The organism is Streptomyces sp. NPDC016309, assembly GCF_043077235.1.
Classification (GTDB): domain Bacteria; phylum Actinomycetota; class Actinomycetes; order Streptomycetales; family Streptomycetaceae; genus Streptomyces.
This window is the reverse complement of the sequence record NZ_JBIBSG010000019.1, coordinates 38,508-63,340: the sequence shown is the minus strand read 5'-3', so window position 1 is coordinate 63,340 and position 24,833 is coordinate 38,508. Positions and strand designations below refer to the sequence as shown.

Sequence of the window (24,833 nt, the reverse complement as noted above, 5' to 3'; positions counted from 1 at the left end):
CCGAAGCCAGCAGCAGTCATGGGCGCGACAGGCTTTCCGCAGGTCACAAAGGTGGACCGATGCCAGGCGGGTCCGCTCGTACGCTACGCCGTCCGGAGCGTCGATCGCCGCCGAGATCGAGCGGTTGCTGCGCGGCGCCATCTTGAGCGTCCGCCGGTCCGCACGGCCTGACGTGGCGTCAACTCGGCCAATTCTCACCTCTTAAGAGGTGAGAATTGGCTAGGGTGGTGCCATGACCACTGAAGCCGTCGCCGTCATCCCCGAGCCCGCTCCCGCCCCGTCCCTGGAAGCCGTTCCCGACCTGCCCACGGTGACCGTCGCCGAGATCGCCGCCGGAGTCACCACCGCCCTGGTGGAGGCCTGGAACGCGATCCGCACCCGGCATCAGGATGTTCCCGAGGCCGTCATCAGCATGGCCACCGGCGGCCGCGCGAGCGCGATCGAGCTGGCCCACTTCTCACCCCGCCGGTGGCGGCTGCGCGAAGGCGACGACGTCCACCACGAGGTGTTCGTCACCGCCGAATCGCTCGCCGACGGCGCGAACAAGGTCTTCGGCTACCTCCTGCACGAGGCCACCCATGCCGCGAACGAGAACCGTGGCGTCAAGGACTGCTCCGCGAGCCAGTACCACAACAAGGAGTTCCGGAAGACGGCCGAGGCCCTGGGGCTCGTCCAGCGCCCCGACGTCAGCGACAAGTGGAAGAAGAAGTACGGGTTCGCCGGTACGGAGCTGGGGGAGGAAGCCGCGCAGGCGTACGCCAAGGAGATCGCCGCACTCGACAAGGCGATGCACGCCACCCGCACCCCCGACATCCTCGCCACCCGCAGCCGCGGGGGCGGCACCAAGGGCGGCGGGACCACCGGCGACGTGGAGACCGCCGACGCCGGCGGGGACGGCGAGGCGCCGACCGAGAAGAAGGAGAAGGAGGACCGCAACTACGTCAAGGCGGTCTGCAAGTGCGCCCCGCCGACGGTCATCCGGGTCTCCCCGAAGACGCTGGAGCGCCGCAACATCATGTGCGGCGACTGCATGGAGAACTTCGCGCCGGAGTCCGCCTGACAGAGTTGGTCTATTTGGCCAGATAACCCGCGGGCCCCGGTGGTCCCCTTCGAGGGGGAGCCGGGGCCCGCGTCGTTGCACATCCGCGCCGCCGTGGTGCACCAGGTGCAGCACTTACTAGCCCGGCTGCGGGACCAGGTGCTCAACTCCCTCAAGCTCGCGGTCGCCGGGCGCAACGAGGAGTCGAGCCGCAGGCCCCCCGCGTACGGCCATGGCGCGGCGGTGCGCCGCCAGGGCGGAGGCGTACGCGGTGGCGGCCGCCAACTCGCGCCCGGTCCAGGCGCGGTGTGTCGGTCACCGGACTCACCTGGAGACCGGCCGCGGGTAGATCGGGATGTGGATCTCCCCGCCGCCGCAGTCGAAGTCGGCCCACTCGTGTTCGGGGGCGAGCATCCAACCGTGGTCCGTCGCGGCGCGCACCGTCTCCCGGACCGCCTCGGTCCTGCTGGCGTAGTCCCCGAGGTTCACGGACGCGAGCGGCATCCCGAGGTCGGAGGTGTAGGTGTCCACCGAGGCCCCCCACGTGTCGGACTGGATGTGCATGATCAGGAGGTGCGTGGCCTCCAGACCGGCGCGGGCGGCGAGTTCGAGGTAGCGGACGTGATCGGTCTGCATCACCAGCCCCTCGTACTCCGGGAAGTAGTCGCCGAGGTCTCGGTGTGCCTCCTGATCGCCCTGCTGCGCCTTGCGCAGTACGGCGACGGCATCCGCGATCCGCTCGGGGGCAAGGACGTCGTTGGACATGGTGGCTCCTGTCGGGATGGGTTCGATGTGGTGCACGGCCGTGAAGCCTTCCCGAAGCAGGGCGTCCGGGGTGGCCTCTCGCGTGAGGTCGTGCTGCCAGCGCAGCGTGTCCTCGGGGACGCGCAGGTTGGCCGGCCGCAGCGCGTTGCGGGTCAGGCAGATGTCGAGGTGGGGCAGGAAGAGCAGGGCGACGATGGGGCGCCCGCGCCGGCGGGCCCGCTCCACCAGTCCGGCCCGCACCTTCGGCTCCACGTTCGTGCTGTCGAGGAAGACCGTCCTCCCGGCGCCCAGATGCTGCTCCAGGAGGGTGTTCTGCCGCTCCACGGCGGCCGGGGTGACGGACTGGTCGCCCGCGTCGCCGCTGATCTCGCGCCGCAGGGAGTCGAGGCAGACCACAGCGTCGACCGCCGCGGTCTGGGCGTACGTCGACTTGCCCGAGGCCCCCGGGCCGACCGCGACCAGCAGCGTGCCGGGGACGGGGTCGAGGGGCGGGAGGGTCAGGAAGCCGGTGGTCGTCGTCATCTCTGGACCTTTCCGGTGTCGGTGTTCTCGGGCGCGACCGGCTGGCCGCCGTCCGAGTCCTCGCTGGCCAGCCGCTGGAGCACGGCGGCCACGGTGGCGGTCTGGTCGAGCGCGATGGCGTCGAGGAGCGGCTGGTGCAGCGCCTTGTAGCCGGTCTCGAAGCCCGTGTGGAACCGGCAGGGGTCCGAGGACTCGGAGCAGGCCCCGCAGTCCTCCCAGTAGGTCTCGTACGGCTCGATCTCCACCCGCGCGCGGAGCTCGTCTGAGGGGGTCAGGTCGAACGCGGCCTCGGGGCGGAAGACGCCGAGCTCGCGCTGCGGCCAGTCCTGCGGCAGCTCTCGTACGAGCAGGCCGAGGGCGGCGGCGACGGCGGGCTGGTGCTCGACCAGCCGACGCCACAGGTGCTCCGCGGCCAGCACGGGGTCGTCGAGGCTCACAGTTTCGCCCCGTTCTGCCTCGCCGGGGCCTGCTGGTGGGCCGCGTACTCCTGGCGGATGTAGGCGCGCAGATGGGGGAGGGTGCTGCTCGTGGTGAGCGAGTCCGGCCTGATGGGGCCGGCGGCGGTGCAGTGTTCGCGGTCGTGGTCGGCCAGGTTGAACGCGGCGCTGATGATCATCTGGACGGCCTTGCCGTCCTCGGCCGAGGCGTCGAGCGTGCTGCGGTCGGTGAGCGCGGCACGGCGCAGCAGCCGCTCACGCAGGGGGAGGTGGCGCCTGTTGCGCACTAAGTCCTCCTGCTCCTCGTACAGGTCGGGGGCTCCGTCGTACTTGGGGATGGACATGCAGGGCTCCTTCATGGGTCAGGTGTGGTCGCGGAGGCGAACACGGCGTCGTGCGGGGGGCGGGTACTCACGGCTGCTGGTCCTCGTCGGCCGTGATGGGGCCGCCATCCAGGTCGATGGGGGTGTAACCCAGCGGGGTGACGTACGGGCTGCCGCTGGAGGAGGTCTTTCCGGTGCCGCCGGGTGTGATCCCCATGGCCTCGGCGGCCTTCTTGGCCGCGGTGATGCGGGCGAGCGCCTCGCGGAAGACGGGGACGAGCTCCTTGTCCATCCGGTAGGCGATGTTCTGGTGCCAGGACGGGTTGGCGGGGTCGGAGACGGGGGTGATGGGCGCCGGGGTGCCCTCCGGCCACCAGCCCTTGCGGACTCCGCGCGGGACGGCCCGGGTCAGGCCGTTGGACGGGCCGTTGAGCTTGCCGAGCACGCTGCGGACGCGGTCGGCCTCGATGTAGCCGTCGCCGTCGACGATGACCATCTCGGCCATCCGGCGGGAGCCGGCGGTCAGGTCGCGGAGGTAGCGCTCGGCGCGGTCGACGGTCCAGCCCGGGCGGACGGTGCTGATGGACAGCTCCGCGTGGTGCTGGGCGGCGAGCGCGACGAGCTTCTCGGCGAACTCCTCGGTCGCGCCCCTGATGATGATCTCCATGTGAGCCTTCCGGCAGATTCAGACCCGGTTCTCCCGGGTCTCCATGGAGGATGCCCGCCACCGAGCCCCTCCGTCTAGACCGGGAAGAACACTGGCGGAATTCTGCACTCGTTCGAGTGACGCAACGGACCGGCGCGTCTCGCCTCGGATAACGTGCCATATCCGAGGCGACAAACCGGACAGGGGTCAGGTGGCTGGAGGGTGGCGACCCGTCAGGGTAACCCTGACGAGTGAAAGAAGTCAGGGAAGCCCTGACGTGATGCCGTGTCAGGTGTACCTTGACGCCCATGACCGACACCACCGACATGCCGGAGACCCCGCGCGTCCTGTCGCCGCGCGACGAGGCCCGCGTGCGCTTCGCCATGGACGCCGAGCGGGTCGCCAGGCAGACGCTCGACCTGCTGCCCATCGACCCCGACGCGCCCCCCGGCGAGCGGCTGCGCCGCACCCTGGCCCTGAAGGAGCTGATGGACCAGCTCGTCGAGCACGCCGTCATCGCGGAGCGGGAGGAGGGCACCACCTGGGCCCAACTGGCCACCGCCGCCGGCATCAGCAAGCAGGCCGCCCACGAGCGCTGGGCCGGAGCAGTCACCGCCTGGGCCTCCGGCGGCCGCACCCTGTTCCCGCCGGACAGCGAGTACTCCACCTTGAAGACCGCCCGCCGCCTCGACCAGGTGCACGCCGACCGGCACCCCGACCACCCGAAAGACGCGGTCAGCTCTGGCCTGGACGCCGTCCGCTTCCCCGGCGCGGTCGCCGCCGAGGCCGCCCGCCGGGAGCGCGCGCAGGGCCTGCACCACCGGCTCGCACTGCTTCGCGACCGGCTGACCGTCCTGCACGATGAACAGCGGCTGCTGACCGAGGGCGACGCCCGCCCGGAGGCCCGGGCCGCGGTGCTGACCCGGCTCGCCGACGCGGAACAGGAGGTGGCCGACCTCTACGACGAGCTGACCGGCGCCGAGCCCGAACTCGCCGATGACCACCGAGCCCGCGCCGAGCGCTCCCGCGCCAACACCGTCTCCTGCCGGGAGTACGCCGAGCTGCTCACGGCCAACGCCACGACGGAGGCCGCCCGATGAGCAGTTCCGACGCCATCGCCGCTCACCTGGAGTGGCACCCGTTCACCCACCGGCCGGACTGCGTCAAACCCGCTTGGGAGGCCGACCAACAGACCGTCTCCGACAAGCTCCGCTCCCGCCGGGGAGGCCCGGAGCACGCGTGCCCCAACGAGGAGTGCGGCCACCGCGACCACTACGACCGGATCACCGTGCGGCTGCTGTGCCGTTCCTGCGACACGGTGCACCTGATCAGCGGCGAGGAGCACACCACCCAGACGACCACCACGGTGAGGACCGGCTACGGGCAGCCCCCCAAGCGGGTGGCCGGACTGTGGCTCTACCCCGGCCCGCCGCTGCTCGACCTGCGGGACTACACCTCGCCCGGCGCCTACCTCTGCTCCCGGCAGAAGGTCGACCGGCTGTCCGAGGAGGACATCGTCGGCGCCGTCACCGAGGGCCGGGGCAAGCGCGGTGGCACGGTCTGGCACGCGGCCATCGGGCCCGACTTCCACCCGCCCGCCCGTGGCCTGTCGGGCTACGCGTTGTGGGCGAAGACCAGCGGCAGCAAGCCGTTCACCAGCGTCACCGCGGCGGCGAAGTGGGTGGCGGCGGAGCTGGACGCGGCCGCGGCCGAGGAGGAGGTCGCCGAGTGACGACCGCCGAGGAGTACGGGACCGCGCTGGAGCCGGTGGAGGTGGTCGACGCCGAGCTGGTGGACGACGCCCCCGCCAGCGAAGTCGCCGTGCCCGATCCGGTGGTTGCCGTCCTGGCGGCCCTGGACACGGACGCCAAGGCCCACCTGAACCGCATCCGGCCGAAGAAGACCAGGACCGGCTACGCCCGGGACTGGGAGGTGTGGCAGGAGTTCCACGGCTGGCTCGCCGCGCGTACCGGTACGCCCCTGCCGCTCAGCTCCATCACGGTCGGCACCTTCGTCTCCTTCGTGACCTACCTGGACCAGGTGGTCCAGGCGCCGCCGAACACGATCGAGCGCCGCATCACCGGGGTCACGGCCGAGGCCCGCAGCCGCGGCTACACCGTCCCCAAGGAGGCCACCGAAGCGGCCCGCCGGGCGCTGAAACCACTCCGGCTGGACAAGAAGCGCCAACAGCGCGGCCGCGGCAAGGCGGGCGCCATCACCCCGTCCGACCTGCGGAAAATGGCCAACGCGCCGCGCGAGCGCGCCCCGCAGCCGGACGCCCGGCGACGGCACACCATCGTGGTCTCGGAGCTGACCCGGCTCCGAGACAAGGCGCTCAACTCCCTGAAGTTCGCGGTCGCGGGGCGCAACGAGGAGATGTCCGCGCTGGACGACCCGGACATCAAGGCCGTGACCGAGGGCCTGATGGTGCACGTGCCCTCGGTGAAAGGGCGCCCGGACCGGGAGGTGCCCGTCACCTATGGAGAGGACCCCGCCACCTGCCCGGTGCGCTGCTGGCGTGCGTACCAGGAAGCCAAGCTGGCGGCCGGCGCCGTCCCCGGCGGCCCGGCGTTCCTGCCCGTCGACCAGTGGGGCAATCAGGGCACCAAACGCCTGTCCCCGGACGGTGTCGGCCGGGCGCTCGCGCGCTGCGCGAAGTACGCGGGCCTGGCCGGACGCCGGATCACCGGGCACTCCGCCCGGCGCGGTCTGGTCACCACCGGCCGCAAGAAGGGCAAGCGCGTCGAGAAGCTGCGCCGCCAGGGCGGCTGGTCGGCCAACTCGCCCGTGTTCTGGGAGTACGTGGACGAGGGCGAGGCGTTCGAGGACGCCGCGACCGAGGGGATCGGCCTGTGACGAGGAAACTCGGCGACACGCTGTACGAGGGGACACCCCCGGTGGTGGCCGTACCGACCGGCCTGCCGCTGACCGACGGCAGCGTGCTCGCCGCGCTGGTCCTGGTCGTGGAGCCGGGCGTGGAAGAGGCGGAGGTGAAGGACTTCGTCACCCGCTACCGCATGGTCCCCCGGGGCGAGGTCGCCCGGGCCGCCGACTCGCAGGCTCGCTGGACGCTGGAGGACGACGGGCGGGTGATGATCCAGCTCCTGTGCGAGGAGAGCGCCGCGCGCATCGTCATCCCCGCAGACCCGCGCATCCAGCAGTGGACGGCCCTGGCCCGGCATGGCGGCGGCAGCATCTCCCTCATTGTCTCCCCCGGTCTGCCCGACACCGACCTGATGACCCTCGGTCGTCACCTGGGACCGTACGGCGGCCCGTACTGGCACATCAGCGTCGGCTGCATCCCGCTCTGACGCCCGATCACGCCCGCCGGACGGCACAGCCGCGGTGCCGTCCGGCGCGCACCCAGCTCAGCCCCTCACTTCCTGCCCGCGCCGGTCGGTGCCGCGGGGAGCGGGGGTCTGGGGGCCGGCGAAGGCCCCCAGCGGCCACCGGCTTCGCCTCATGCCAATCCGTTCTTTGTCGCGGATGCGGCCGATGATGTCGCCGGGGGCGATGGCGTCGCCGCACAGGGCGCACGCGGTGGCCCCGGCGGCGTACCGCGCCCGGGTGGGGTACGGCATCTGCCCGGGCCCGTCAGGCCGGGGCAGGCGACCGACCGTTGCGGGTCGGGCTCGGTAGAGCTTCGGCGTCGACAGCCAGGTCCTCATCTCGCGCAACGCCTCGCGCTGGTCCGGCTCGTCCCACCTCCGCCGCAGACCCAGACGCTGCACGAGCTTGAGGGAGACGGTTTCCACGGGCTCGCTGACGGCGGCGGCGACCGTGGCCATGGCCCGCGTGAACTCCTGCCGCAGTTCATCGCCGTGCATCTGGTCGATCTCGTCGTCCGCGGGCATCAGCAGCATGGGGTCCCTCATCTCGCCAGTCGGTGGTGCGGCCACCATGGCGCGGCCAAAGCGGCGCCAACGGCCGCCTTCACACGCTTGGCGCAAAGGACTCGCCCTGACGGGTCACCCCAGCACCGGTCGACAGCACCGGGCAGAACCGACGCCGCGAGACCACGTGCCGGGAAGGGGCCGCCAACGTCGTTATCTGGGGGTCTGGCCCGTTCTCGCTGGTCAGAGCCTTGAAGAGGTGTAAGGCACGTAAGGCACAGCGCTTGGCCGGTCCGCGACGTGTTGACTGGAGTCGTGACTTACGGCGCTAGCCCCATAAAACGTCCGCGGCGGACGAAGGCAGAGATGGAGACCCTGCGGGCCGAGCTGTACGCGATCGTCCGCGACGCGCAACCCTGCACCGTCCGGCACGTCTACTACCTCGGGCTGGGCCGGCTATGGGAGAAGGACACCGGACAGTCGCGCCGAAACTACTCGGTGCCGGTCCGCGAACTCGGGTATCTGCGCGAGCACGGCGTGCTGCCGTGGGAGTGGATCACCGACGGCACCCGGCTGGTGCGGCAGGAGATGCAGTACGACTCGATGCTGGAGGCGCTGGAGCGCACCGCCGAGACCTACCGGCGCAACCTCTGGGCCTCCCAGCCGCGCCGTGTCGAGGTCTGGTGCGAGTCGGACTCGATCTCCGGCGTGCTGCACCCGGTGACCACGAAGTGGGGCGTGGGCCTCTACTCGTGCCGAGGGCAGTCGAGCAAGACGTTCGTCTACGAGGCCGTCCGGCAGAACCAGGCGCACGGCAAGCCGCTGACCGTCCTGTACGCCGGCGACTGGGACCCGAGCGGACGGTCCATCCCCCGCTCCGTCGTGGAGCGGATCGCGCGGTACGGCAACAACGGCATCGCCCTGGACTTCCAGCAGATCGCCGTCACGGCCGACGACGTCCGCAGCGGGCGCCTGGTCTCGCACGAGGCAAACACCGCGGACAGCAACTTCAAGCGGTTCCGGGAGGAGTGCCTGCGCGAAGGGCTCGACCCGCACGAGGCGGTCGAAGTCGAGGCCCTGAGCCCCGGCGCCCTGCGCGACCGCCTGGACGCCGCGATCGAGCGCCAGGTCCGCGACGTGCACCAGTGGAACGTGCTGGCCCGTGCCGAGCAGCACGACCGGAGCATGCTCCTCGGCGTCCAGGAAGCCCTCGAAGCGCACCTCCAGCGGAAGAACCCCGGCAGCAGCGCCTGAGACCCACGTGCCGAACGTGCCTGACGACCCACCAGATACCCGTCAGGCACGTACCGCTCGGCGGCCGTTGCCTTACATGCCTTACACCTCCTGAGAACCCCAGATAAACGAGCCGTCCTGCCGGAGCAGCCCGCCACGAGCGCGGCCACCGAACGGCAGACTGCTCCGGCTGCGGCTGATGCGGCTCGACCTGCACCGTCTTAGGCTGGTCGTCCACCCCAGGGGGGCAGCCTGAGAGGTGTCCTGAATGCCGCGCCCTGTCTGGTCTGGTGCGATTTCGTTCGGTTTGGTGACCATTCCGATCAAGGTCCTGCCTGCGACCGAGTCGCACAACATCTCCTTCCACCAGGTGCACGAGACCGACGGCGGCCGGATCCGTTACCAGAAGGTCTGCACCCTGGACGACAAGGTGCTGAGCCAGGACGAGATCGGCCGCGGGTACGAGATCGCGAAGGACAAGGTCATCCCGATCACGGACGCCGAGCTGGACGCGATGCCGCTCCCGACGGCGAAGGCCATCGAGATCGTCGCGTTCGTCCCGGCCTCCTCCATCGACCCGATCCGCATCGGCGACTCCTACTACCTCGCCGCCGACGGGGTCGCCGCCAAGCCCTACAAGCTGCTCCGCTCCGCCCTGGAGCGTTCCGACCGGGTGGCCATCGCGAAGTTCGCCTGGCACAACCGGGAGCGGCTGGGGCTGCTCCAGGTGCTGGAGGGCGACGTGATCGCGCTGCATGCGATGCGCTGGCCGGACGAGATCCGCGACGCCTCTGCGGTCGCCCCGCCGGCCACGGACGTCGATGACTCCGAGGTCGAGGGTGCCGTCGCGCTGATCGACGCCATGACCACCGAGGACCTGACGCAGTTCCGCGACGAGTACCGCACCGCGCTGGAGGAGCTTCTCCACGCGAAGGCCGAGCACCGCGAACCGCAGCCGGTCGGTGCGGCCCCGGAGGAGGCCGGCGGGGAAGTCGTGGACCTGATGGCCGCGCTCAACGCCTCCGTCGAGCAGGCCAGGGCCTCGCGCGCTGATGGCGGCGAGGACGCCACCGTCCACGAGATGCCCCAGCCGAAGAAGAAGACCGCGGCGAAGAAGACGGCCGCCAAGAAGACCACCGCGACGAAGGCCCCGGCGCGCAAGTCCCGCAAGGCCGGTTGACCTCGCCCGCGCGGATTGGCCGTGGGGAGGGTGCTGGTGCCCGCCCCGCGAGGGGCATCGGGGAGCGGGCACCAGGTGAGGGTGCGGCCGCCGAGGATCCCGTCCTGTCATCCCGAACCACCAGGGCCGCACCCCCTGGCTACGCCCCGGGGCCGCGGCCGCGCGAGCGGGAGGGGGCGTCCGGCCGTCGTGAATCGCTCATCCGGGTGGCGCGGCCGGTGGGCGGCGAACCGATTCCCCCGCCGGGTCTGTCGGTGCGGGTATGGACATCGACGAGGAGCACATCGCCGAGCCGGGGCTGGTGGTCCTGGACGTCACCGCTGCGGACGAGGAGACCGTCGAGGCGGTGATGGAGGGCCTCCAGCGGCTGTGGGCGACCTCCGGCGTCACACCAGTGTGGCGCGTCCCGGGCGAGCCGGGAGTGCGGGCCCGGGTGTACGCCGACGTACGCCGCCACCCCGACCACGACGCCTGACACGACCCGACGCGCACCGCCCGGCGCCCGCCGCCCGCCCGGCCGGCCGGGGCGACTCGGCCCGAGCGGGGCGGGGCGTCCTCTAGCCGTCGATCAGTCCGAGCTCGGTGTCGGGCCGGCACACCGTACACGCTTCGACGCCCTCCACTAGGGCGCGCCGGGCGGTCAGGTCGTCCACGCCGGGTCCCTTCTTCGCCAGGGCGCAGTTGCCGAGGTGTACCCGGACGACGGTGCGGGCGGCGTCCAGGCCGCGCTGGAGCCGGTAGGGGGGCGGGGGTGGTGGGGCGGTGCGCTGTTGGGTCTCGCGGCGCCGGGCTTCGGCCGCGCGCGCTTGGCGGACGTACATCAGCTGCACGGTCAGGTACGTCTCGATGTCGGCCAGCCGCTCGTCGTCCGGCGGATACGGGGGCGGCAGCGGGTCGGACACAGTCTCGGTCCTGTCGGGATCGTCGTACGAAGGGGCAGTGGTCAGGCGGCTTCGGCGACGTCCAAGGCCGCCGCCGCGGCGGCGGCTCGCGTGGCCTGCTTCAGCTCCGAGCGGGCCATGGCGACCTTCTCCGTGTCGACCTCCTGCCAGAAGGGGTGACCGCTGACCTCCACGGACAGCTCCAGACACCGCGCGCGGAGCCGGTCGACGGCCTCCTTCTCCTCCTCGGTCCAGCCCGGGCTCGCCTCGCGGCCGCCGGTCACCTCACCGGTGTGCGGGTGCTCCGTACCCGGCCAGCCAGGCAGCGGCTCCACACTCCACGGCAGCCGCTCACACAGCGCGGCCAGCTCGGCGGTGGCCTGGTGCAAGCGGGTCTGCGCGGCACGCAGATCATCGGGGAACGCGGTCTCAGCCATGGCCAGAATAATACGCCTGTTCGATTCCCTGGGAACGGGGACACGCCCCGGGCCTCCGCCGGTCACCCGGCGGGGTGCTGATCCGGCGCCCTGTCCCCCGCCGGCCGCCTGCCCTCGTTGATCAGCACCCACCGCCGATCACCAGGGAGGCCGCATGAACACCAGGGCGGGACGTACGACCAAGAGAATGCTGCTCGCCGTGACGATCACGGTGGCGGCCGCCACGACGGCACCGGCATCGGCCGCTTCCTTCGTCGACAAGCGCACGAACGCCTGCACACCCGGGTGCGGCTACGGCATCGTCGTGAAGTACTGGCACAAGAAGGGCTCCGCCCAGCGCGGGGTCGGCTGGGTGTACGCCTCCAAAGGCTCCACGATCAAGGGACGCAGCTACTACGCCCGGTGGCTCTACCAGAAGCCCGGCAAGCCGATGAAGGCCGCCACGGGCTGGACCAAGGGGCGGGCCGTCGGCGACTTCACCGAAGTCTCCTGGGGCAAGGACGGGCACACCGGCCCGCAGTTCCCCAAGAACACCAGGATCTGCATCCAGTACAAGGGCGCCGCCGCCCAGCCGTGCCGGACCCTGACGTAACCCGGACCGGCCCGGCCAGGCCCGGGATCACCGAGCAGTGCTCCCCCACCGCCACGTCCAACCGCTGGGGGGGGGGGGGGGGGGGGAGCCCGGCTGCTGCGAATCAGACCCACTCACCTCTTAAGAGGTGAGTGGGCGGAGCGGTGGGCCGCGCGGGTTATCTGGCCAGTTTGACCATTCGGCGACCCATGATCGGGTGCGTGAGAATGCGCGGGTGACCGCATCCTCCCGGGAGCGCGCCGCCGGCCTGGGCCGGGGTGTCTCCACCTTGATCCCGTCTTCTCCGACCGAGGCGACTGCGCTCGATCGCGCTGCGGCCGCCCTCGCCCCCCTCCGTCCGGTGCCAGTGCCAGCCGGCGTGCTGGAGGCGGCGGCGCTTCTGCTCACCGAGCTGGCCGACTCCGGCGACGATGCCGTTCGCCTCACGGCCGCGACGACGCGGGATCACCTGCTCGCCGCCCTCGCCACGGCCAGCCCCACAGCGAACGCCGTCAAGACGCCCTGACGCACCGCGCGTCAAGCCACCCTGACGACTCCACCCCTTGTCAGGGAAGCTTGACAGGGGCAGCGTCAGGTATTCCTGACGGGCCATCTAAGGTGTCAAGACGCCTTGACCACCTGCCCGTAAGGACTCCTTGACCATGCCGTGGAACAGCGCAAATACCGCCGCACACACGGGGGCGGCCAAGCCCCAGTTCCGCCCCGGTGCGCCGCTCGCATGGCACGATCCCCGCCCTTGGACGTACTTCGACGGCGAACAGGCGCCAGCCGCGCCCGCCTTGCGCGCCATATGTAGCTGCGGATGGGTGGGCCCGACGGTGCACGTCATCGACCGGACGCGCACCGTCGAGCAGAACGAGAAGGCGCTCCGCGACGAGTGGTCCCGTCATGCGAGCGAGGCAGCCCTGGAACCCGCCAACGGGGTTCTGACGGAGTTGATCGCGATGCTGAACAGGCTCACCGTTGACGATCCGCGTGCAGCCCTGACGATGGCAGGCGTGCTGGAACGTGCCAGCCGGGATCTCCAGGCTGCGGCCGCCGAGTCGGCTCGTGCCGCCGGGGACTCCTGGATCGTCGTGGGGGCGGCGCTAGGCGTGAGCAAGCAGGCCGCGCACGAGAGGTTCGGCAAACCGGGCGGTAAGGCCCGGATGCGGCCGGGCCCTACGCCAGAGGCGTGAGCGACGCAGCCGCGTCGCACCGCGCACAGGCGACGGTGCCCGGGCGGCGGATCGCGGCCAGGGCCTGGTCCAGGTCGAGCTCCGGGCCCTCACCAGCGAGGTCGCAGTCGATGGTGTGGACGACCGTGCCCTGTGCCGTCCCCGGCTGGGCCGGGCGGGTCTGGACCGTCCAGGCCCACCGAGATCCCGGGGGCGGCTCCGCCAGCACCGGCAGAGTCCGCGGCAGCCGGTGGGTGGGGACGGCCTCGTAGGAGACGCCGTCGATCGGGCGGACGTGTTCGCTATCGACCCAGGAGCGGAACTCCGCCGCCTCTGGCGTCCCGTACTCGTTCGTGTTCCAGACCAGCAGCCCCACCAAGTGCAGCCAGGTTCCCGGTACCTGCCGACGCTCGTGGAGAACGCCCTGGACCTCCTGTCCGTCCGGCAGCACGACCGCGATCGGCGGCGGGGGAGGTTCGGGCGTGGCCATTCCTTCACCCTAAAACGCCTGGTTGCCACCCCCGCGCGGCGGCGCCACCTCGGTCGAGGGCAGCGCCGCCGGGTGGGGCTGTCTCTAGCGCTGCGGCTTTCGGGTGTGCTGCTGTTCGGAACCGCCGCGACGAAGATGCCCAGCTTGTTCGGTGCCGTTGGCGGGCTTGCCCGGTGCCCGCTTGGCGGTGGTGGACCGGCCCCGGGCCGCTGCTGCGGAGACGCCCTTGGTGGCGCCGGGCATCGGCCGGTTGAGGGCCTCGCCCATTTTGCGCATCGCCGGGATGTCGAGCGCGCCGCCCGGCGCCGCGTTCGCGGGCGGAGGCGGGGTGGCGCGGCGCCCGGTGTATTCGAGGGCGGCATCTCCCAGGCGCCGCAGCGCATCGGCGCTCGGCAGGTCCTGGCGCTGGGGGCCGCCTTGCCGGAGCCGATCCGCAGCGCTCTGCGCCCAACCGGCGATCTTCTCGCACGTCCGGATGGAGATCCGGCGTACGAAGTCGGCGACGCGGTTGTCGCTCATGAGGCTGGCGAAGTGCTCGCCCGCCCGGTCTTTCATGACGCGCATCAGGTTGCCGAATGCACCCCGGATGGTCTGGACACGCTGCCATTCCGGCAGGTCTTGAAGTGCCGTGGCGTGAGCGTCTGCCTGCCGCAGCGCTGTGTTGACCGCCCTCGCCGTCTGCTGCACGTTGACGTTCTTCAGCGGCGTCTCGGGCCCGCTGGAGGAGGGCTCCGTCCCTGGGGCGCCGGCGGCGGGGCGGTTGTTGGTGACGGCGTCGGCGAGCATCTGCTGGAGCTGAAGGATTTCCGCCTGCACTTCGGCGAACAGGTCCTCGCCCGTCCCGTGGCCGGCCGGGACGGTGGCGTCCCAGGCTTGCTGGACGGCCGCGAAGTCGGTGACGAGGTCGACCGGCTGGTTGTCCGGCTGGCTGGGAGGGCCGTCTGGGCCGGTCCACAGCGGGAGGTCCTCGGACGGGATCGGGGCGGTCGGCTCGGCGGCCTCGGCGATGTGCGCGTCGCCCTGCTGGAGGGAGGTTTCCCCCTCGGTGGCGGCGGGTGTCTGGGGCGCCTGGGCACTGCGGGCAGGCGGGAGGTGATCGGCGTGGTCGGCCTCCGGGGCGGCAGCGGGCAGGTCCGGGGCGCCCCGGGTGTCGTCCTCGGCGGCCTCGGGCGGGCGGGAGCCCGTGTCGTGCACTGCCGGAGTCGGCCCGGCCGGAGGCTGCTTGTCGGCGGCGACTGCATCAGCCTCCATGGGCGCCGCAGCGGCCGGGGCGGGAGCCGACTGCCGAGAGGCGGCGGCACGCTCGGCTTGCACGGCCGCGCTGGTGGCCTGGAGCCGGGTGTTCAGCCGCTCGACGTCGTAGAGGAGATGCGCGAGCGGGTATGCCATGAGCTGACGTTCAGCGGCGGCGGGGTCTGAGGGCAGCCGGTCGCGCCAGGACTGAGCCGCCTCACGCACCGAGGCCAGCCGGTTGGTCATCTGCCGGGCGCTGAGGGAGTCCGCCGATGCGTCAGACATCCGCGCGAGTTGTGCGGCCAGGGCTGCGTGCTGCGGCTGGAGCTGATAGTCCGGCCAGACCTGCACGGCCGCCCGCGCTACCCATTCGAGGTGCTGCCGCGCGGTGTCCCGCAGCTCGGCCCGCAGCACTGCCGCCCGTTCCTCCGGTACACCGTTGGCGACCGCGGTCGGCTGCTGTCCGTAGGAGGCGCCCGAGCGCGAAGCGAACAGGATCGCGCCCTCATGGGCGGCGGACTGCGGCGCGTCGCGCAGCGGGGTCACATCGGCCGGCAGGGCGTCGATCGCAAGGCGCGCGGACCAGCCTCCGGTCGAGCGGTGCAGGGTCGCGACAACGGCACCGTCGTAGAGGACCTGCCCGGCGTCGGGGCTCTGGCCGTCCATGCCGGACAGGGCAAGCTGGTAGGCCGGGTCGGTGGGGAAGACGGTGGTCTCGGTGTATCGCTGGGGCTCCGGCGGGTCTTCGACGTCCATGTCGTCGCCCGGCTCCGCCGGCATGGCCTCTGCGGGCCCCTCCGGAGCGGTGCGGTCCGCAGCCTCGGGCGTGGCGGGACGAGCAGGTGTAGCCATGTCGGGTTCCTCCGGGGCAGCGTCGGAGCTATGGGTCGAGGTGGTCGGGGCGTCGTTCTGCGGGCCACGGATGCTGGTCTCCTCCGCGGCGGGCCGCGTGGCCGACTGCTCTGCCGCGGCGGGCGGCACGGCCGGCGCCGGTTCCGGCGCGGCCTTCTCGTCGGCCGAGGCGGGGGCGGTGCCATCGGCCCCGAGGAGCAGGAGTTGCCCGTCCTCGGCGGCCGCGCCATCCGCCGGCGGCTGCGGTGCAACGGTCTGCGGGGCTTGGGTCCAGGCGCCGTCGCGGAAGAGGTGCCCGGTCTGCTGCCGGGAGGCGTGAGCCCTCACCCACGGCATGATCTCCTCCGCCTCCTCGAACCGGCGCAGCCGCTTCGGGGACATGACATCCGGCTCGTCGTTCGACGCGACAGCGAACTTCGTGCGCCGGTACTCGACGGAGGGCATGAACAGCAGGTAGCTGGTGCCGGGGAGGGTGATCTCGTAGCGGCCGTCCCAGTCGCCTCGGTACGTCAGGCTCTCGCCGTCGACCAGGCCCAGGCCGCCCCCGCGCGGCGGCTCGGTGCCAGGTACTGCGGCCTCCTTTGGCGTGGCCGGCGGGGCGGGCGCCTGCGGGGTAGCGGCTGCCTCCGGGGAGGCGGCCGCGAACAGGTCCAGTTGCTCCTCGCCCGGGTCGGCGGGTGCGCTCTGCGTCTGCGCGGGTACCGGCAGGCCGGGCTCCGGCGCCGTCTGCGGGGGCATGCCCAGATGGGCCCGCCGCTCCTGGGCCGTTGCCCTCGGCTCACCGGGAGCCCGGAAGGGCTGTCCTTGCCAGGTCAGATCCGCGTGCGGCCCGAGGTCGGTGGGCTGCACCACGGTCTTCGACTCTCCGGTCATGCCGGACTGGACATGGATGCCGTCAGGCCCGATCGCCGTGACCTTCATCCAGAAGCCTTCGGACTCGGGCACGTACTGGTGCCGGGCGCGGACGTAGTCGCCCACCGCCGGCCGCCATCCCGCGCCGCCCGGGTAGAGGATCTCGTCCGCCGCGTCGTGGAAGCGGCGCACGGCGGCCATGAGCGGCTGGAAGTCGGCGTGGTTGCTCTCCCGGAACCGGGCCAGGATCGCGTCGCTGCGCGCCGTGGCGAGGTGACCGTCGCCCTCGGCGAGCCGGTCGGCCTCGTACCAGTACCGGGCCCGGTCCCAGGCCTCGCGCACGTGGACCAAGGCGCGGGTGGCGCTGCGGTCCTGGAGGCCGTTGCGGATGTCCTCCGCCGCGGTGAGCGCTTCCTCGGCCTCGGCCAGCGGCGCGGCGAGCGGCGCGGCCGCCCGATCCGGTTCCGGGGCGCGGACACGCTCGCGCGCCCACTCCAGCACCCCGTCCCACTGCACGTAGCGGGCGCTGGTGCCGTCCGGGGCGGTGATCTCCAGCCGGTGGCCGTCCTCCCCGGGCGGGCCCTGCTGGTAGACCATCTCCACCTGGAAGTCGGTGCCGCTGACGGTGATGTTCCAGCGCGGTCCGTGCTCGAACGGGGCACCGCTGCTGCGCGGACCGCTGGGGTGGCTGGTGTTGATGCTCTCGCCCTCGTGGAGCGCGAGCTTGCCGACATCGGAGCGGTAGCCGAAGAACACCCAGTCGTCGCTGCTGTTCGGGTGGGTCTCGGCCGTGCGGCCCAGGGCCGCCCGCTCGGCCAGTTCGTAGCCGGAACTGGTGGAGACGCCCGTGCCCTGGGAGATGCCGTACAGGTCCCGCAGGACGAACCCCCGGTATCCGCTCGGGGTCTCCTCCGCGAGGCGGTAGCGCTTGCCGGTGGGCCGGTGGACGTAAGTCCACTCGTTCTCCGCCGTGCGGCTGCCGGTGACGTCGCCCTTGGCGTACGGAGTCGGCACGATGCGACGACCGCCGCGCCGGGCCTCGGCGACGTCGGCCAGGCGCCGGTACTCCTGGTGGGACAGGCCGGTGGTCAGCTCGACACAGCTCCCGCACTCGGCGGCCATGGCGCCGCCGTCCTCCGTGCCGCTGTGCCAGGCCCACACCATCGTGTAGCGGTCGGTGTCGGCAGTGCCGCACCGGTCGCACTCGCCGTGTCCGGCGTGCCCGTACACGCCCAGCCGCCCGTCCTCCGGGCCGCCCTCGGCGCGCGGGTGGATGGCGGGCTCCCCCCGGCTGGTACCCCGCCGGCCGCCGGGTCGCCGCGCCGGCGCCGGGGCCTCGGGGGTCTCGCTGGGGAAGAGGTCGAGCTGGGCGTCCTCGTCCTCGGCTCCGGTGTCCTCGGCGTCCGCGTCGGTCGGCCCGGGGGCGGCGGCCGCCGTGAGCGCGGGGTCCGGCGCCGGTGTGCCCACGACCGGAGTTTCCGGCGCGCTCCCCGCGCGGCCGTCGTCCTGTGGGTCGGCGGGGGCGGTCTCCGGAGCTCCGGCCGGTGCCGGCGTTTCGGTGTCCGCCGGGGCCGCGGGCTGCATCTCGCCCGCGACAGAGGCCTGCGTCTCGGTCTCCTCGGGCTGCGGAGCCGGGGCGGGCACGTCCGCCGTCTCCTGCTGGGCGTCGGGCAGCTCCGGCTGGGGGCGGGGCTGGTAGGGCCCGGCGTACGGGTCGGTCTCGCCGGGCGGCGGGATGGTGGCCCGCCACCGGGCGGTGTCGTACACCTCGTACTCGAAGCGCTCGGCCGCGTTGCGCAGCACGCGGGCGGTGCGCCGCTCCTCAGCCGTGACGCCGGGGAAGGCGTCGGCGGCGGCCCGTGCCGCGTCGCCGAGGGCCTGCATCTGCGCGGTGTTCAGGACGTACTTGCGGTGCGAGGCCACCCACTCCGGCGGCTCGATCGGGGTGCCGTCCGAGTAGGTGGCATCGAGCACCAGGCGGCGCAGCTCCCGAACCTGAGCCGTGGTCAGCCGTACCTCGCGGGCGGCGTACTCGGCAGGCCTGGGGCTGCGGTGAGCCGGTTCGCCGAAGGCGTGCAGCTCGGAGCGGATGCTGCTGGCGGCCCGGATCGCCGGGACGCCCGCCGAGGGCGGCAGCGACTCATGGAAGGGCATGTCGTCGGGGGCGCCACCCCGTGCGTCCTGTGCCCACCAGTAGCGGCGGCCGTCGTCGCCGATCCGGGCGCGGACCCAGCCGATGACCGCACCGTCGGCGTCGACCACCGTGCCGTGCCCGGCCTCCGTGTCCAGGTCGACCAGCCGGTTGCCGTTGGTGTAGCGCAGCTCGATGCCCTCGGAGGTCGCGGCCTGTGCGGCGTCCGCAGCGCTCTGGCGCTCCTTGGCGACCCGGTCGGCGTTCTCCGGCCGGGCAACATCGTCGGGCCACTGGATCTCGCTGCTTTCCCAGACCCGGGTACCCGACTGAGTGGTGACCAGCACCAGGTCGCCGTCGTCGGTGCCGATGACCGTGCCGGGCCCATCCGGGGTCTGCACGGTCACCATGTCCTCGGCTTCGGGGCCGGATTCGGTGTCGTCGGCGTCCGCGTCCTCCGGCTCGCCCTGCGGCAGCCCTGTGTCGGCGGGCGGGTTCTCCGGCTCGGCGGCGGCCGGCGGGGCGGGCTGCGCGTCGTCGCCTGCCGGGCTCTCCGGTTCACCGGCGGACGCCTCGGCGGCAGGCTCCGCCTGGTTCTGCGGGCCGCCGATGTGCGCCACCGACACACGGTCTCCGAGGACGCCGTTCACGTCCGGGAGCGGCGCCGTCTCCCCGGGTGCCGCGTCCGCTGGCGCGGGGGCCGGGGTCTCCTGTGAGACGGGCGGGGGTTCGACGGCCAGGTCCTGCACCGAGGGCACGGCATCGCCGGACAGCTCGTGCGTCACCGGCTCGGGGGACGGCTCCGCCTCCGGCTCGGGCGCATCGGGCTCGGCGGTCGAGCCGGATGGTTCGGGGCCCGGCTGGTCTTTCGGTTCGGCTGGCGGGGTGTCGTCCTGCTGTTCCGTGGCGGCCGCGGGAGGCTCTGCCGATCCGCTCCCGTCCGGCACAGTGCTGGTGGCGGCCTCGGGTTCGTCGGGCGTCTCGCCTTCGGCCGTCTGCGCGCCGGGGTCGGCATCGGTCTCGTTCTGCGTGAGGCCCCGGGCACGGGCCTGGACCGCGTGCTCGTCGGAGACGATCTGGCGCAGCTTGGCGATGTGCTCGCGCAGCGCTTGGAGTTCCTCGTCGACCTCCTCGGCGGAGTCCTGCTTGATGCTCGCGGCACGTTCGACCCGCTCGGCGAGGGCGGCCTCCTTCTCGTTGGCGACGACGAGCTTGCCCAGGGCCTTCTCCTCGCGCTCCTTGGAGCGGGCCTGGATGCGGTAGGGGTTCTCGTCCTTCGGCCGGAGGTTGGCGGCGATCTCCTCGCGGCGGTCGCGCAGAGCCTCGGCCGACTGCTCCAGCTTGGTGAGGTTGTCGTCCAGGTGGTTGAGGAAGTGCTCCAGCGACTGGATGGCGCCGCGCCCGTTGGACTGGGTGACGGATGAGGCCTGCCATTGGGCACGGTCCTCGCGCTGGCCCGGGGGGACAACGTGTCCCCAGGCGAAGCGCAGGCGCAGTTGGCGGCGGCCGCTGGCCCCGTAGGCGATCTCCGCGTGGAAGTCCTGGCCGCCGAAGGTGCCGATGGGGATGCGGTCGCCGGGCCGGATCGACTGGTCACCGGCGATGGCGGCCATCTGGGCCCCGAGCGCGTTCGCGGCCGCGTCGCGGCTGCGGTAGGTGGCGTCGCCCACGGTCATGCCGAAGTGGTCGCCGGTGGTCGGGCGCCGGTTGGGGGCCGCTGCCCGCATGCCCTCCAAGGCGACGTCCGCGCGGGCGAGGAAGTCGTCAATGTCCGCGAGCTCCTGGCTGCGGGTGTCCTGCTGGCGGTCCCAGCTCCGGGCCAGGCCCTGGAGCCGGGCGCGCTCCGCCGTGGCCTCGGCCAGTTGCAGGATCGCCGGGTCACCGGAGGCGAGGGCGGAGAGCATGCCGAGGTTGATGGCGTCGGCGCCGATGTCCTCGATCTCGCGGGCGGAGAAATCCTTGCGCTGGATCTGGCCGATGAACCTCGCCTTGCGGGCGAGGGTAGTCAGCCGGAACTCGTCGAACGTCCGCTCGGTGATGTAGTAGATGATCCGGACGTCATTGGGGGTGTTCTCGATCCACGGGGCGTTGAGGTTGCCGCGCCGCTCGATCCGCCCGTCACGCTGGGCCATGTCCGCCGGCCGCCACGGGTAGGACAGGTGGTGCAACGCGACGGCCCGGTCCTGGATGTTGGTCCCGGTCCCCATTTTCTGCGTGGACCCGATCAAAACGCTGACGCGTCCGGACCGGCAGTCGGCGAACAGCTTCTCCTTCTTCTTGTCGGTGCTGGCCTCGTGGATGAAGCGGATGGACTCGCGCGGCATCCCCTTGGCGACCAGTTCGTCGCGCAGGTCCGCGTACAGGTCGGCGGCGTGCTTGGCGGTGCTGCCGGGGGTGCCTTCGTCCAGGAAGACGAGCTGGAGGCCGCCGGGCAGTTCCTGTGGGGTCGGGTCGTCCACGGAGACCGGGTAGACGATGTCCTTCGTCTCCTGCCAGATCTCCGCGATCTTCTCCGCCGCGTACGGGATCTTGCTGCCCATCTCCTTGCTGCCGCCGACGCTGCGCATGTCGACGGCGGCGGCGTCGGCGAGGTCGGCGACTTTGGCCATGTCCAGCACGCGCCCGTCCCCGGCCGGGTCGTCGCTCATGACCTGGTCGGCGGTGACGTTCAGGCCGAGGTTGCGCAGGGCCTCGGTGGCGTCGACCAGGTCCAGGTCGACGGAGGCGCGCAGGCCCTCGCCGAGGGCCTTGAGGACACCGCCGGGCTTGCGCACCCAGGGCTTGTGCGGCAGCTCCTTGATGAACTGGCGTTGCGCCGACGTGGGTGGGATGAGGACGGTCTCACCGCGCTGCCCGTCCTCATTCTCCCGTACGGGTGGGGTGGGCAGGTCGAGGTCTTCCGCCATCTGCACGTCGGCGAAGACCCTGTAGGCGCTCATCAGCTCGGGAACGTTGAAGAAGCGGCTGAAGCGCGCCTTGTACTTGTAGCCGTCGCCCTTGGGGTCGGGCTCCAGTTGGGAGACGACCTCGCCGAAGGTGGCGGCCCAGTTGTCGAAGGCGTCGAGCCCCATGTCCTCAAGGAGCTGCGGGGCGAGGTAGCGCTTGAGGACGTAGGCCTCGGTCACCGAGTTGGCGATCGGGGTGCCGGTGGCCAAGGTCGCCACGCGCTCGGTCTCGTTGGTCGCGCGCAGGTAGTCGAGCACCATGTGGAGCTTGGTGGCCTTCGCCGAGCCCTGGATCGCGGCGCCGGGGATCGCCGAGACGGTACGCAGGTTCTTGTACTCGTGCGCCTCGTCCAGGAAGACGTAGTCGACTCCGGTGTCCTCCAGGAAGACGCCGTTGTCGTCGCCCATGGATTCGATCTGCTGCTGGAGCTTCGCTTCCGCGTTGGCCAGGCTCTCCTCGATCTGCTTGACCGTGTTGCGGTGCATCCCGGCTGCGGCGGCGGTGTCGAGCTGGTCGCGCAGCGACCTCATCTCGCGGTCGAGATAGTTGCGCTGGGTCTCCGCCCGGAGCGGCACCCGGTTGAACGCCTCGTGCGTGAGGATCACGGCGTCCCAGTCGCCGCCCGCGATCCGCCCCATGAACTTCGCGCGGCGCTTCTTGTTCAGGTCGCTCGCGGTGATGGCGAGGATCTTGGCGTTGGGGTAGAGCTGCCGGAACTCGCGTGACCACTGTTTGAGCATGTGGTTGGGGACGATCAGGCACGGCTTGGTGGCCAGGCCGGTCCGGCGCAGCTCCATCGCGCCGGCGGCCATGGTTGCCGTCTTGCCCGCGCCGACGACGTGGGCGAGCAGCGCCGTCGGCTCGTTGACGATCCGGCGGATCGCGGCGTTCTGGTGCGGCCGCATCTCCCAGTCGCTGATCAGGCCGGGAAGGGTCAGCGCGGAGCCCGAGTATTCGGGCAGCACCAGGTTGTTGAACTGCTCGTTGTAGATCTTCGCGAGATTCGCCGCGCGGGTCTCATCCGCCCATACCCAGTCCTCGAAGGCCTCCGCGATCAGCCGGGCCTTCTCCTGGGCCTCGTCCGTGGCGGCCTTGTCGACGTAGGTGTGGCCCTTGTCGTCGCGGTAGGTGACCTGGATGGTCGAGTCGGCCTGGCGCAGCAGCGCCGTGAACAGGTCCTGGGTGGGGCGGGAGCTGGTGCCCCACTCGGTGCGGGCCAGGTCGCCGTTCTTGGCGCCGCGGACCTCCCACACGGTGCCGCCCGCGTGCAGGACGCTGGCGTCCTCGAAGCCGAGGTGGGCGAGGAAGTCGTTGTAGACGTCGACCGGGAGCCAGGGGGCGCCGATCTTCGCCTTGATCTCGGACGGCGTCAGGTCGGCGGGCTGGACCCGTTCCAGGGCCGAGACGTTGCCGAGGAACGTCGGGTCCTCGGCGGCCCGCTCCCGGGCGGCGGTGAGCTTGGCCCGGACGTTGCCGGACAGGTAGCGGTGCCGGGGCTCCCAGGCGTCGTCCTGGAGCGGGTCACGGTAGGCGAGTCCGGCGTCCGCGCACTGCGCGGCCGCGCTCTCCTCGTCCAGCCCCAGGAGGTCGGCGACCCGGTTCATGTCCAGGCGGCCGCCGTCGTACTCCATCGCCAGGGCGATGGCGTCCTCGTGGCTGTTGGCCCGGGCTGGCAGGGTACGAGGCTCCAGGACGCGGGTCAGCAGCACCTTCTGCTCGGTGCCCTTGCCCGTCCGCTCGTCCCACTCCTCCAGGCCGAACAGCAGGCTCGCGTCGGGGTCGTCGTCGATCCAGGCGAACGCCGTGCGCTGCTTCCACGCGGCCGGCACGTCCTTCAGGCCTTGCGCCGTGGCCTGCTCGCGGGCCTCGGGCGGGGTGAAGATGTAGTGCTGGCGCGGCTTGGTCAGCGGCGGGTGGTTCTTGCGGTAGTCCCGCCAGGCCACCCGCAGCTCCGCGCGGAGCGCCGCGAGCTGCGGAGTCTCGCCCGGCTCGGGGGTGTCCGCCTCCGCCTCGTACAGGGCCAGGGTCAGGTGCTTGAGGCGGATGAGCCGGACGAGCTGTTCACGCTGGCTGGGGTGGATCTCCAGCGGGACCGGGCGGCCGCCGTCGATGATCGTGGGGTTGCCCTCGGCGTCGAGCCCGAGCGCGCCCTCGGTGCCGCCGGTGACGAGCGTCTGCACCGGTTCGGTGCGCTGGTCGGCGGCCGCGGTCAGGCCGGCGGCCCGGGCCTCCACCGCGATGGCGGCGGCCGCGGCCGCCAGGGATTCGGCCGGCGCCTGGTCGGTACGGCCGACGACGGTGACCTCCGGCCCCCACTCCCGGGAGCCCGCGCGCAGCTCACCGAGTACGTACTCGGGGTGCGCGTCGAAGTAGGCGTTCACCGCCAGTTCGTCTTCATGGCCGGGCAGCACCCGCTTGCGGGACGTCAGCCACGTCTTGTCCCCCGGTTCCTCGCCGGGCATCCGGCGCCGCAGGAACAGCACGTCGGTGACGACGTCCGTCCCGGCCGCCGCCGCGTGCGCCCGGGCGGGCAGGCGGACCGCGCCGACCAGGTCGCCGAGCTGGTACATGCGCATCCGCGCGTCCGGCTTCTCCGCGTCCAGGGTGTAGCGCGAGGTGATGAGCGCGACGATGCCGCCCGGGCGGGTGGCGTACAGCGCTTTCAGCACGAAGTGGTCGTGGATCGAGAGCGACAGGTCGGCGTTGTGGACCTTGTCGTAGCGCTTGTACCGGCCGAAGGGCACGTTGCCGACGACACCGTCGAAGCCGCCGTCCGCGAGCGGGATCTCTTCCAGGCCGCTGGTGATGATCTCGGCGTCCGGGTACAGGCGGCGGGCAATCGCCGCGGTGGTCGGCTCGACCTCCACACCGGTCATCTGCACCGGGGTGGAGGTCAGGATCGGCGCGAAGCCGATGAAGTTGCCGCTGCCGCTGCCGGGCTCGAGTACGCGGCCGCCGGTGAAGCCGAGCCCGCGAACCGCGCCCCAGATCGAGCGGACCAGGTCCGCGTCGGTGTAGTGGGCGTTGATGGTGTTGCGGCGGGCCGCCGCCCACTCGTCCTCGGAAAGGAGTTCCCGGATCTGCTCGCGCAGGTCGCTGACCGCGTCCCAGCGCGCTACGGCCCGCTCGAACGGCTCATCCGCGTCGAACGCCGCACGCGCCGGCCGCGGGTTGAAGATCACAGGCAGCGCGCCCCAGCCGGACCAGCGCGCGAGGGTCCGCTGTTCCTCCTCGGTGGCCGGTCGCTGCTCGCGCTCCAGAACGCGCAGCGTCTCCAGGGCCGC

Annotated in this window: 20 protein-coding genes; 11 read left to right on the top strand and 9 right to left on the bottom strand. The window is 72.1% G+C overall.

The features are described 5' to 3' along the window. Nucleotides 1–232 precede the first annotated feature (232 nt). The gene (locus ACF068_RS31235) at nt 233–1,060 is read left to right on the top strand and encodes a hypothetical protein (RefSeq protein WP_392277680.1); all 828 of its coding nucleotides are present in this window, start codon (nt 233–235) and stop codon (nt 1,058–1,060) included. Between the two features lie 303 nt (nt 1,061–1,363). Here ACF068_RS31235 and ACF068_RS31230 read toward each other — a convergent pair whose 3' ends face one another. From ACF068_RS31230 to ACF068_RS31215, 4 genes are all read right to left on the bottom strand, one after another. Continuing rightward, complete coding sequence (locus tag ACF068_RS31230) at nt 1,364–2,326, bottom strand: AAA family ATPase (protein ID WP_392277679.1); 963 nt, start codon at nt 2,324–2,326, stop codon at nt 1,364–1,366. Then, complete coding sequence (locus ACF068_RS31225) at nt 2,323–2,763, bottom strand: hypothetical protein (RefSeq protein ID WP_392277678.1); 441 nt, start codon at nt 2,761–2,763, stop codon at nt 2,323–2,325. The genes ACF068_RS31230 and ACF068_RS31225 overlap by 4 nt, the downstream gene beginning before the upstream one ends. Further along, nucleotides 2,760–3,107 (bottom strand): hypothetical protein, encoded by a 348-nt coding sequence (locus tag ACF068_RS31220; RefSeq protein WP_392277677.1) that lies wholly within the window; start codon nt 3,105–3,107, stop codon nt 2,760–2,762. Before ACF068_RS31220 ends, ACF068_RS31225 begins: the two co-directional genes overlap by 4 nt. Before the next feature lie 67 nt (nt 3,108–3,174). Beyond that, nucleotides 3,175–3,753: a hypothetical protein gene (locus ACF068_RS31215; RefSeq protein ID WP_392277676.1), complete on the bottom strand. Its 579-nt coding sequence runs from the start codon at nt 3,751–3,753 to the stop codon at nt 3,175–3,177. Between the two features lie 287 nt (nt 3,754–4,040). Between ACF068_RS31215 and ACF068_RS31210 the strand changes: the two genes are divergently transcribed. From ACF068_RS31210 to ACF068_RS31195, 4 genes are read left to right on the top strand one after another with little or no spacing between them, the layout of a single operon-like run. Further along, the gene (locus tag ACF068_RS31210) at nt 4,041–4,832 is read left to right on the top strand and encodes a hypothetical protein (protein WP_392277675.1); all 792 of its coding nucleotides are present in this window, start codon (nt 4,041–4,043) and stop codon (nt 4,830–4,832) included. After that, the gene (locus tag ACF068_RS31205; RefSeq protein WP_392277674.1) at nt 4,829–5,464 is read left to right on the top strand and encodes a hypothetical protein; all 636 of its coding nucleotides are present in this window, start codon (nt 4,829–4,831) and stop codon (nt 5,462–5,464) included. Before ACF068_RS31210 ends, ACF068_RS31205 begins: the two co-directional genes overlap by 4 nt. Next, the gene (locus tag ACF068_RS31200; RefSeq protein WP_392277673.1) at nt 5,461–6,588 is read left to right on the top strand and encodes a hypothetical protein; all 1,128 of its coding nucleotides are present in this window, start codon (nt 5,461–5,463) and stop codon (nt 6,586–6,588) included. Before ACF068_RS31205 ends, ACF068_RS31200 begins: the two co-directional genes overlap by 4 nt. Beyond that, the gene (locus tag ACF068_RS31195) at nt 6,585–7,043 is read left to right on the top strand and encodes a hypothetical protein (protein WP_392277672.1); all 459 of its coding nucleotides are present in this window, start codon (nt 6,585–6,587) and stop codon (nt 7,041–7,043) included. The genes ACF068_RS31200 and ACF068_RS31195 overlap by 4 nt, the downstream gene beginning before the upstream one ends. 57 nt (nt 7,044–7,100) lie before the next feature. Here the strand turns inward: ACF068_RS31195 and ACF068_RS31190 are convergent, their stop codons facing one another. After that, the gene (locus ACF068_RS31190; RefSeq protein ID WP_392277671.1) at nt 7,101–7,595 is read right to left on the bottom strand and encodes a hypothetical protein; all 495 of its coding nucleotides are present in this window, start codon (nt 7,593–7,595) and stop codon (nt 7,101–7,103) included. A gap of 336 nt (nt 7,596–7,931) precedes the next feature. Here ACF068_RS31190 and ACF068_RS31185 point away from each other — a divergent pair, with 336 nt between their 5' ends. The 3 genes from ACF068_RS31185 to ACF068_RS31175 all read left to right on the top strand — a co-directional run bounded on the left by ACF068_RS31185 (nt 7,932) and on the right by ACF068_RS31175 (nt 10,453). After that, the gene (locus ACF068_RS31185) at nt 7,932–8,819 is read left to right on the top strand and encodes a hypothetical protein (RefSeq protein WP_392277670.1); all 888 of its coding nucleotides are present in this window, start codon (nt 7,932–7,934) and stop codon (nt 8,817–8,819) included. A 247-nt stretch (nt 8,820–9,066) separates the two neighbouring features. Continuing rightward, nucleotides 9,067–9,978, top strand: a complete 912-nt coding sequence (locus ACF068_RS31180) for a Ku protein (RefSeq protein ID WP_392277669.1) — start codon at nt 9,067–9,069, stop codon at nt 9,976–9,978. Between the two features lie 262 nt (nt 9,979–10,240). Further along, on the top strand, nt 10,241–10,453 hold the full coding sequence (locus ACF068_RS31175) for a DUF6207 family protein (RefSeq protein ID WP_392277668.1): 213 nt from the start codon (nt 10,241–10,243) through the stop codon (nt 10,451–10,453). Nucleotides 10,454–10,535: 82 nt separating this feature from the next. Here ACF068_RS31175 and ACF068_RS31170 read toward each other — a convergent pair whose 3' ends face one another. Beyond that, a complete protein-coding gene (locus tag ACF068_RS31170; RefSeq protein WP_392277667.1) occupies nt 10,536–10,880 on the bottom strand; it encodes a DUF6233 domain-containing protein in 345 nt (114 codons plus the stop codon). 41 nt (nt 10,881–10,921) lie between these two features. After that, on the bottom strand, nt 10,922–11,296 hold the full coding sequence (locus ACF068_RS31165; protein ID WP_392277666.1) for a hypothetical protein: 375 nt from the start codon (nt 11,294–11,296) through the stop codon (nt 10,922–10,924). A 154-nt stretch (nt 11,297–11,450) separates the two neighbouring features. Here ACF068_RS31165 and ACF068_RS31160 point away from each other — a divergent pair, with 154 nt between their 5' ends. The 3 genes from ACF068_RS31160 (at nt 11,451) to ACF068_RS31150 (ending at nt 13,066) form a co-directional block, all read left to right on the top strand. After that, nucleotides 11,451–11,888, top strand: coding sequence for a hypothetical protein (locus ACF068_RS31160; RefSeq protein ID WP_392277665.1), 438 nt, complete (start codon nt 11,451–11,453; stop codon nt 11,886–11,888). Nucleotides 11,889–12,228: 340 nt separating this feature from the next. Continuing rightward, nucleotides 12,229–12,393: a hypothetical protein gene (locus ACF068_RS31155; protein WP_392277664.1), complete on the top strand. Its 165-nt coding sequence runs from the start codon at nt 12,229–12,231 to the stop codon at nt 12,391–12,393. Between the two features lie 136 nt (nt 12,394–12,529). Beyond that, entirely contained in the window at nt 12,530–13,066 is a 537-nt protein-coding gene (locus ACF068_RS31150) for a hypothetical protein (protein WP_392277663.1), read from the top strand. Here the strand turns inward: ACF068_RS31150 and ACF068_RS31145 are convergent. Beyond that, nucleotides 13,050–13,535, bottom strand: a complete 486-nt coding sequence (locus ACF068_RS31145) for a DUF6233 domain-containing protein (protein WP_392277662.1) — start codon at nt 13,533–13,535, stop codon at nt 13,050–13,052. The two genes, ACF068_RS31150 and ACF068_RS31145, sit on opposite strands and share 17 nt — an antisense overlap. 84 nt (nt 13,536–13,619) lie before the next feature. Next, nucleotides 13,620–24,731: a DEAD/DEAH box helicase family protein gene (locus ACF068_RS31140; RefSeq protein WP_392277661.1), complete on the bottom strand. Its 11,112-nt coding sequence runs from the start codon at nt 24,729–24,731 to the stop codon at nt 13,620–13,622. Nucleotides 24,732–24,833: the final 102 nt, after the last annotated feature.

What these genes read in the sequence shown, in the direction of transcription:
- ACF068_RS31215 (WP_392277676.1), bottom strand. Translation starts at nt 3,753, where the DNA reads ATGGAGATCATCATCAGGGGCGCGACCGAGGAGTTCGCCGAGAAGCTC.
- ACF068_RS31230 (WP_392277679.1), bottom strand. Translation starts at nt 2,326, where the DNA reads ATGACGACGACCACCGGCTTCCTGACCCTCCCGCCCCTCGACCCCGTC.
- ACF068_RS31190 (WP_392277671.1), bottom strand. Translation starts at nt 7,595, where the DNA reads ATGCTGCTGATGCCCGCGGACGACGAGATCGACCAGATGCACGGCGAT.
- ACF068_RS31180 (WP_392277669.1), top strand. Translation starts at nt 9,067, where the DNA reads ATGCCGCGCCCTGTCTGGTCTGGTGCGATTTCGTTCGGTTTGGTGACC.
- ACF068_RS31145 (WP_392277662.1), bottom strand. Translation starts at nt 13,535, where the DNA reads ATGGCCACGCCCGAACCTCCCCCGCCGCCGATCGCGGTCGTGCTGCCG.
- ACF068_RS31175 (WP_392277668.1), top strand. Translation starts at nt 10,241, where the DNA reads ATGGACATCGACGAGGAGCACATCGCCGAGCCGGGGCTGGTGGTCCTG.
- ACF068_RS31235 (WP_392277680.1), top strand. Translation starts at nt 233, where the DNA reads ATGACCACTGAAGCCGTCGCCGTCATCCCCGAGCCCGCTCCCGCCCCG.
- ACF068_RS31210 (WP_392277675.1), top strand. Translation starts at nt 4,041, where the DNA reads ATGACCGACACCACCGACATGCCGGAGACCCCGCGCGTCCTGTCGCCG.
- ACF068_RS31220 (WP_392277677.1), bottom strand. Translation starts at nt 3,107, where the DNA reads ATGTCCATCCCCAAGTACGACGGAGCCCCCGACCTGTACGAGGAGCAG.
- ACF068_RS31205 (WP_392277674.1), top strand. Translation starts at nt 4,829, where the DNA reads ATGAGCAGTTCCGACGCCATCGCCGCTCACCTGGAGTGGCACCCGTTC.
- ACF068_RS31185 (WP_392277670.1), top strand. Translation starts at nt 7,932, where the DNA reads ATGGAGACCCTGCGGGCCGAGCTGTACGCGATCGTCCGCGACGCGCAA.
- ACF068_RS31160 (WP_392277665.1), top strand. Translation starts at nt 11,451, where the DNA reads ATGAACACCAGGGCGGGACGTACGACCAAGAGAATGCTGCTCGCCGTG.
- ACF068_RS31150 (WP_392277663.1), top strand. Translation starts at nt 12,530, where the DNA reads ATGCCGTGGAACAGCGCAAATACCGCCGCACACACGGGGGCGGCCAAG.
- ACF068_RS31165 (WP_392277666.1), bottom strand. Translation starts at nt 11,296, where the DNA reads ATGGCTGAGACCGCGTTCCCCGATGATCTGCGTGCCGCGCAGACCCGC.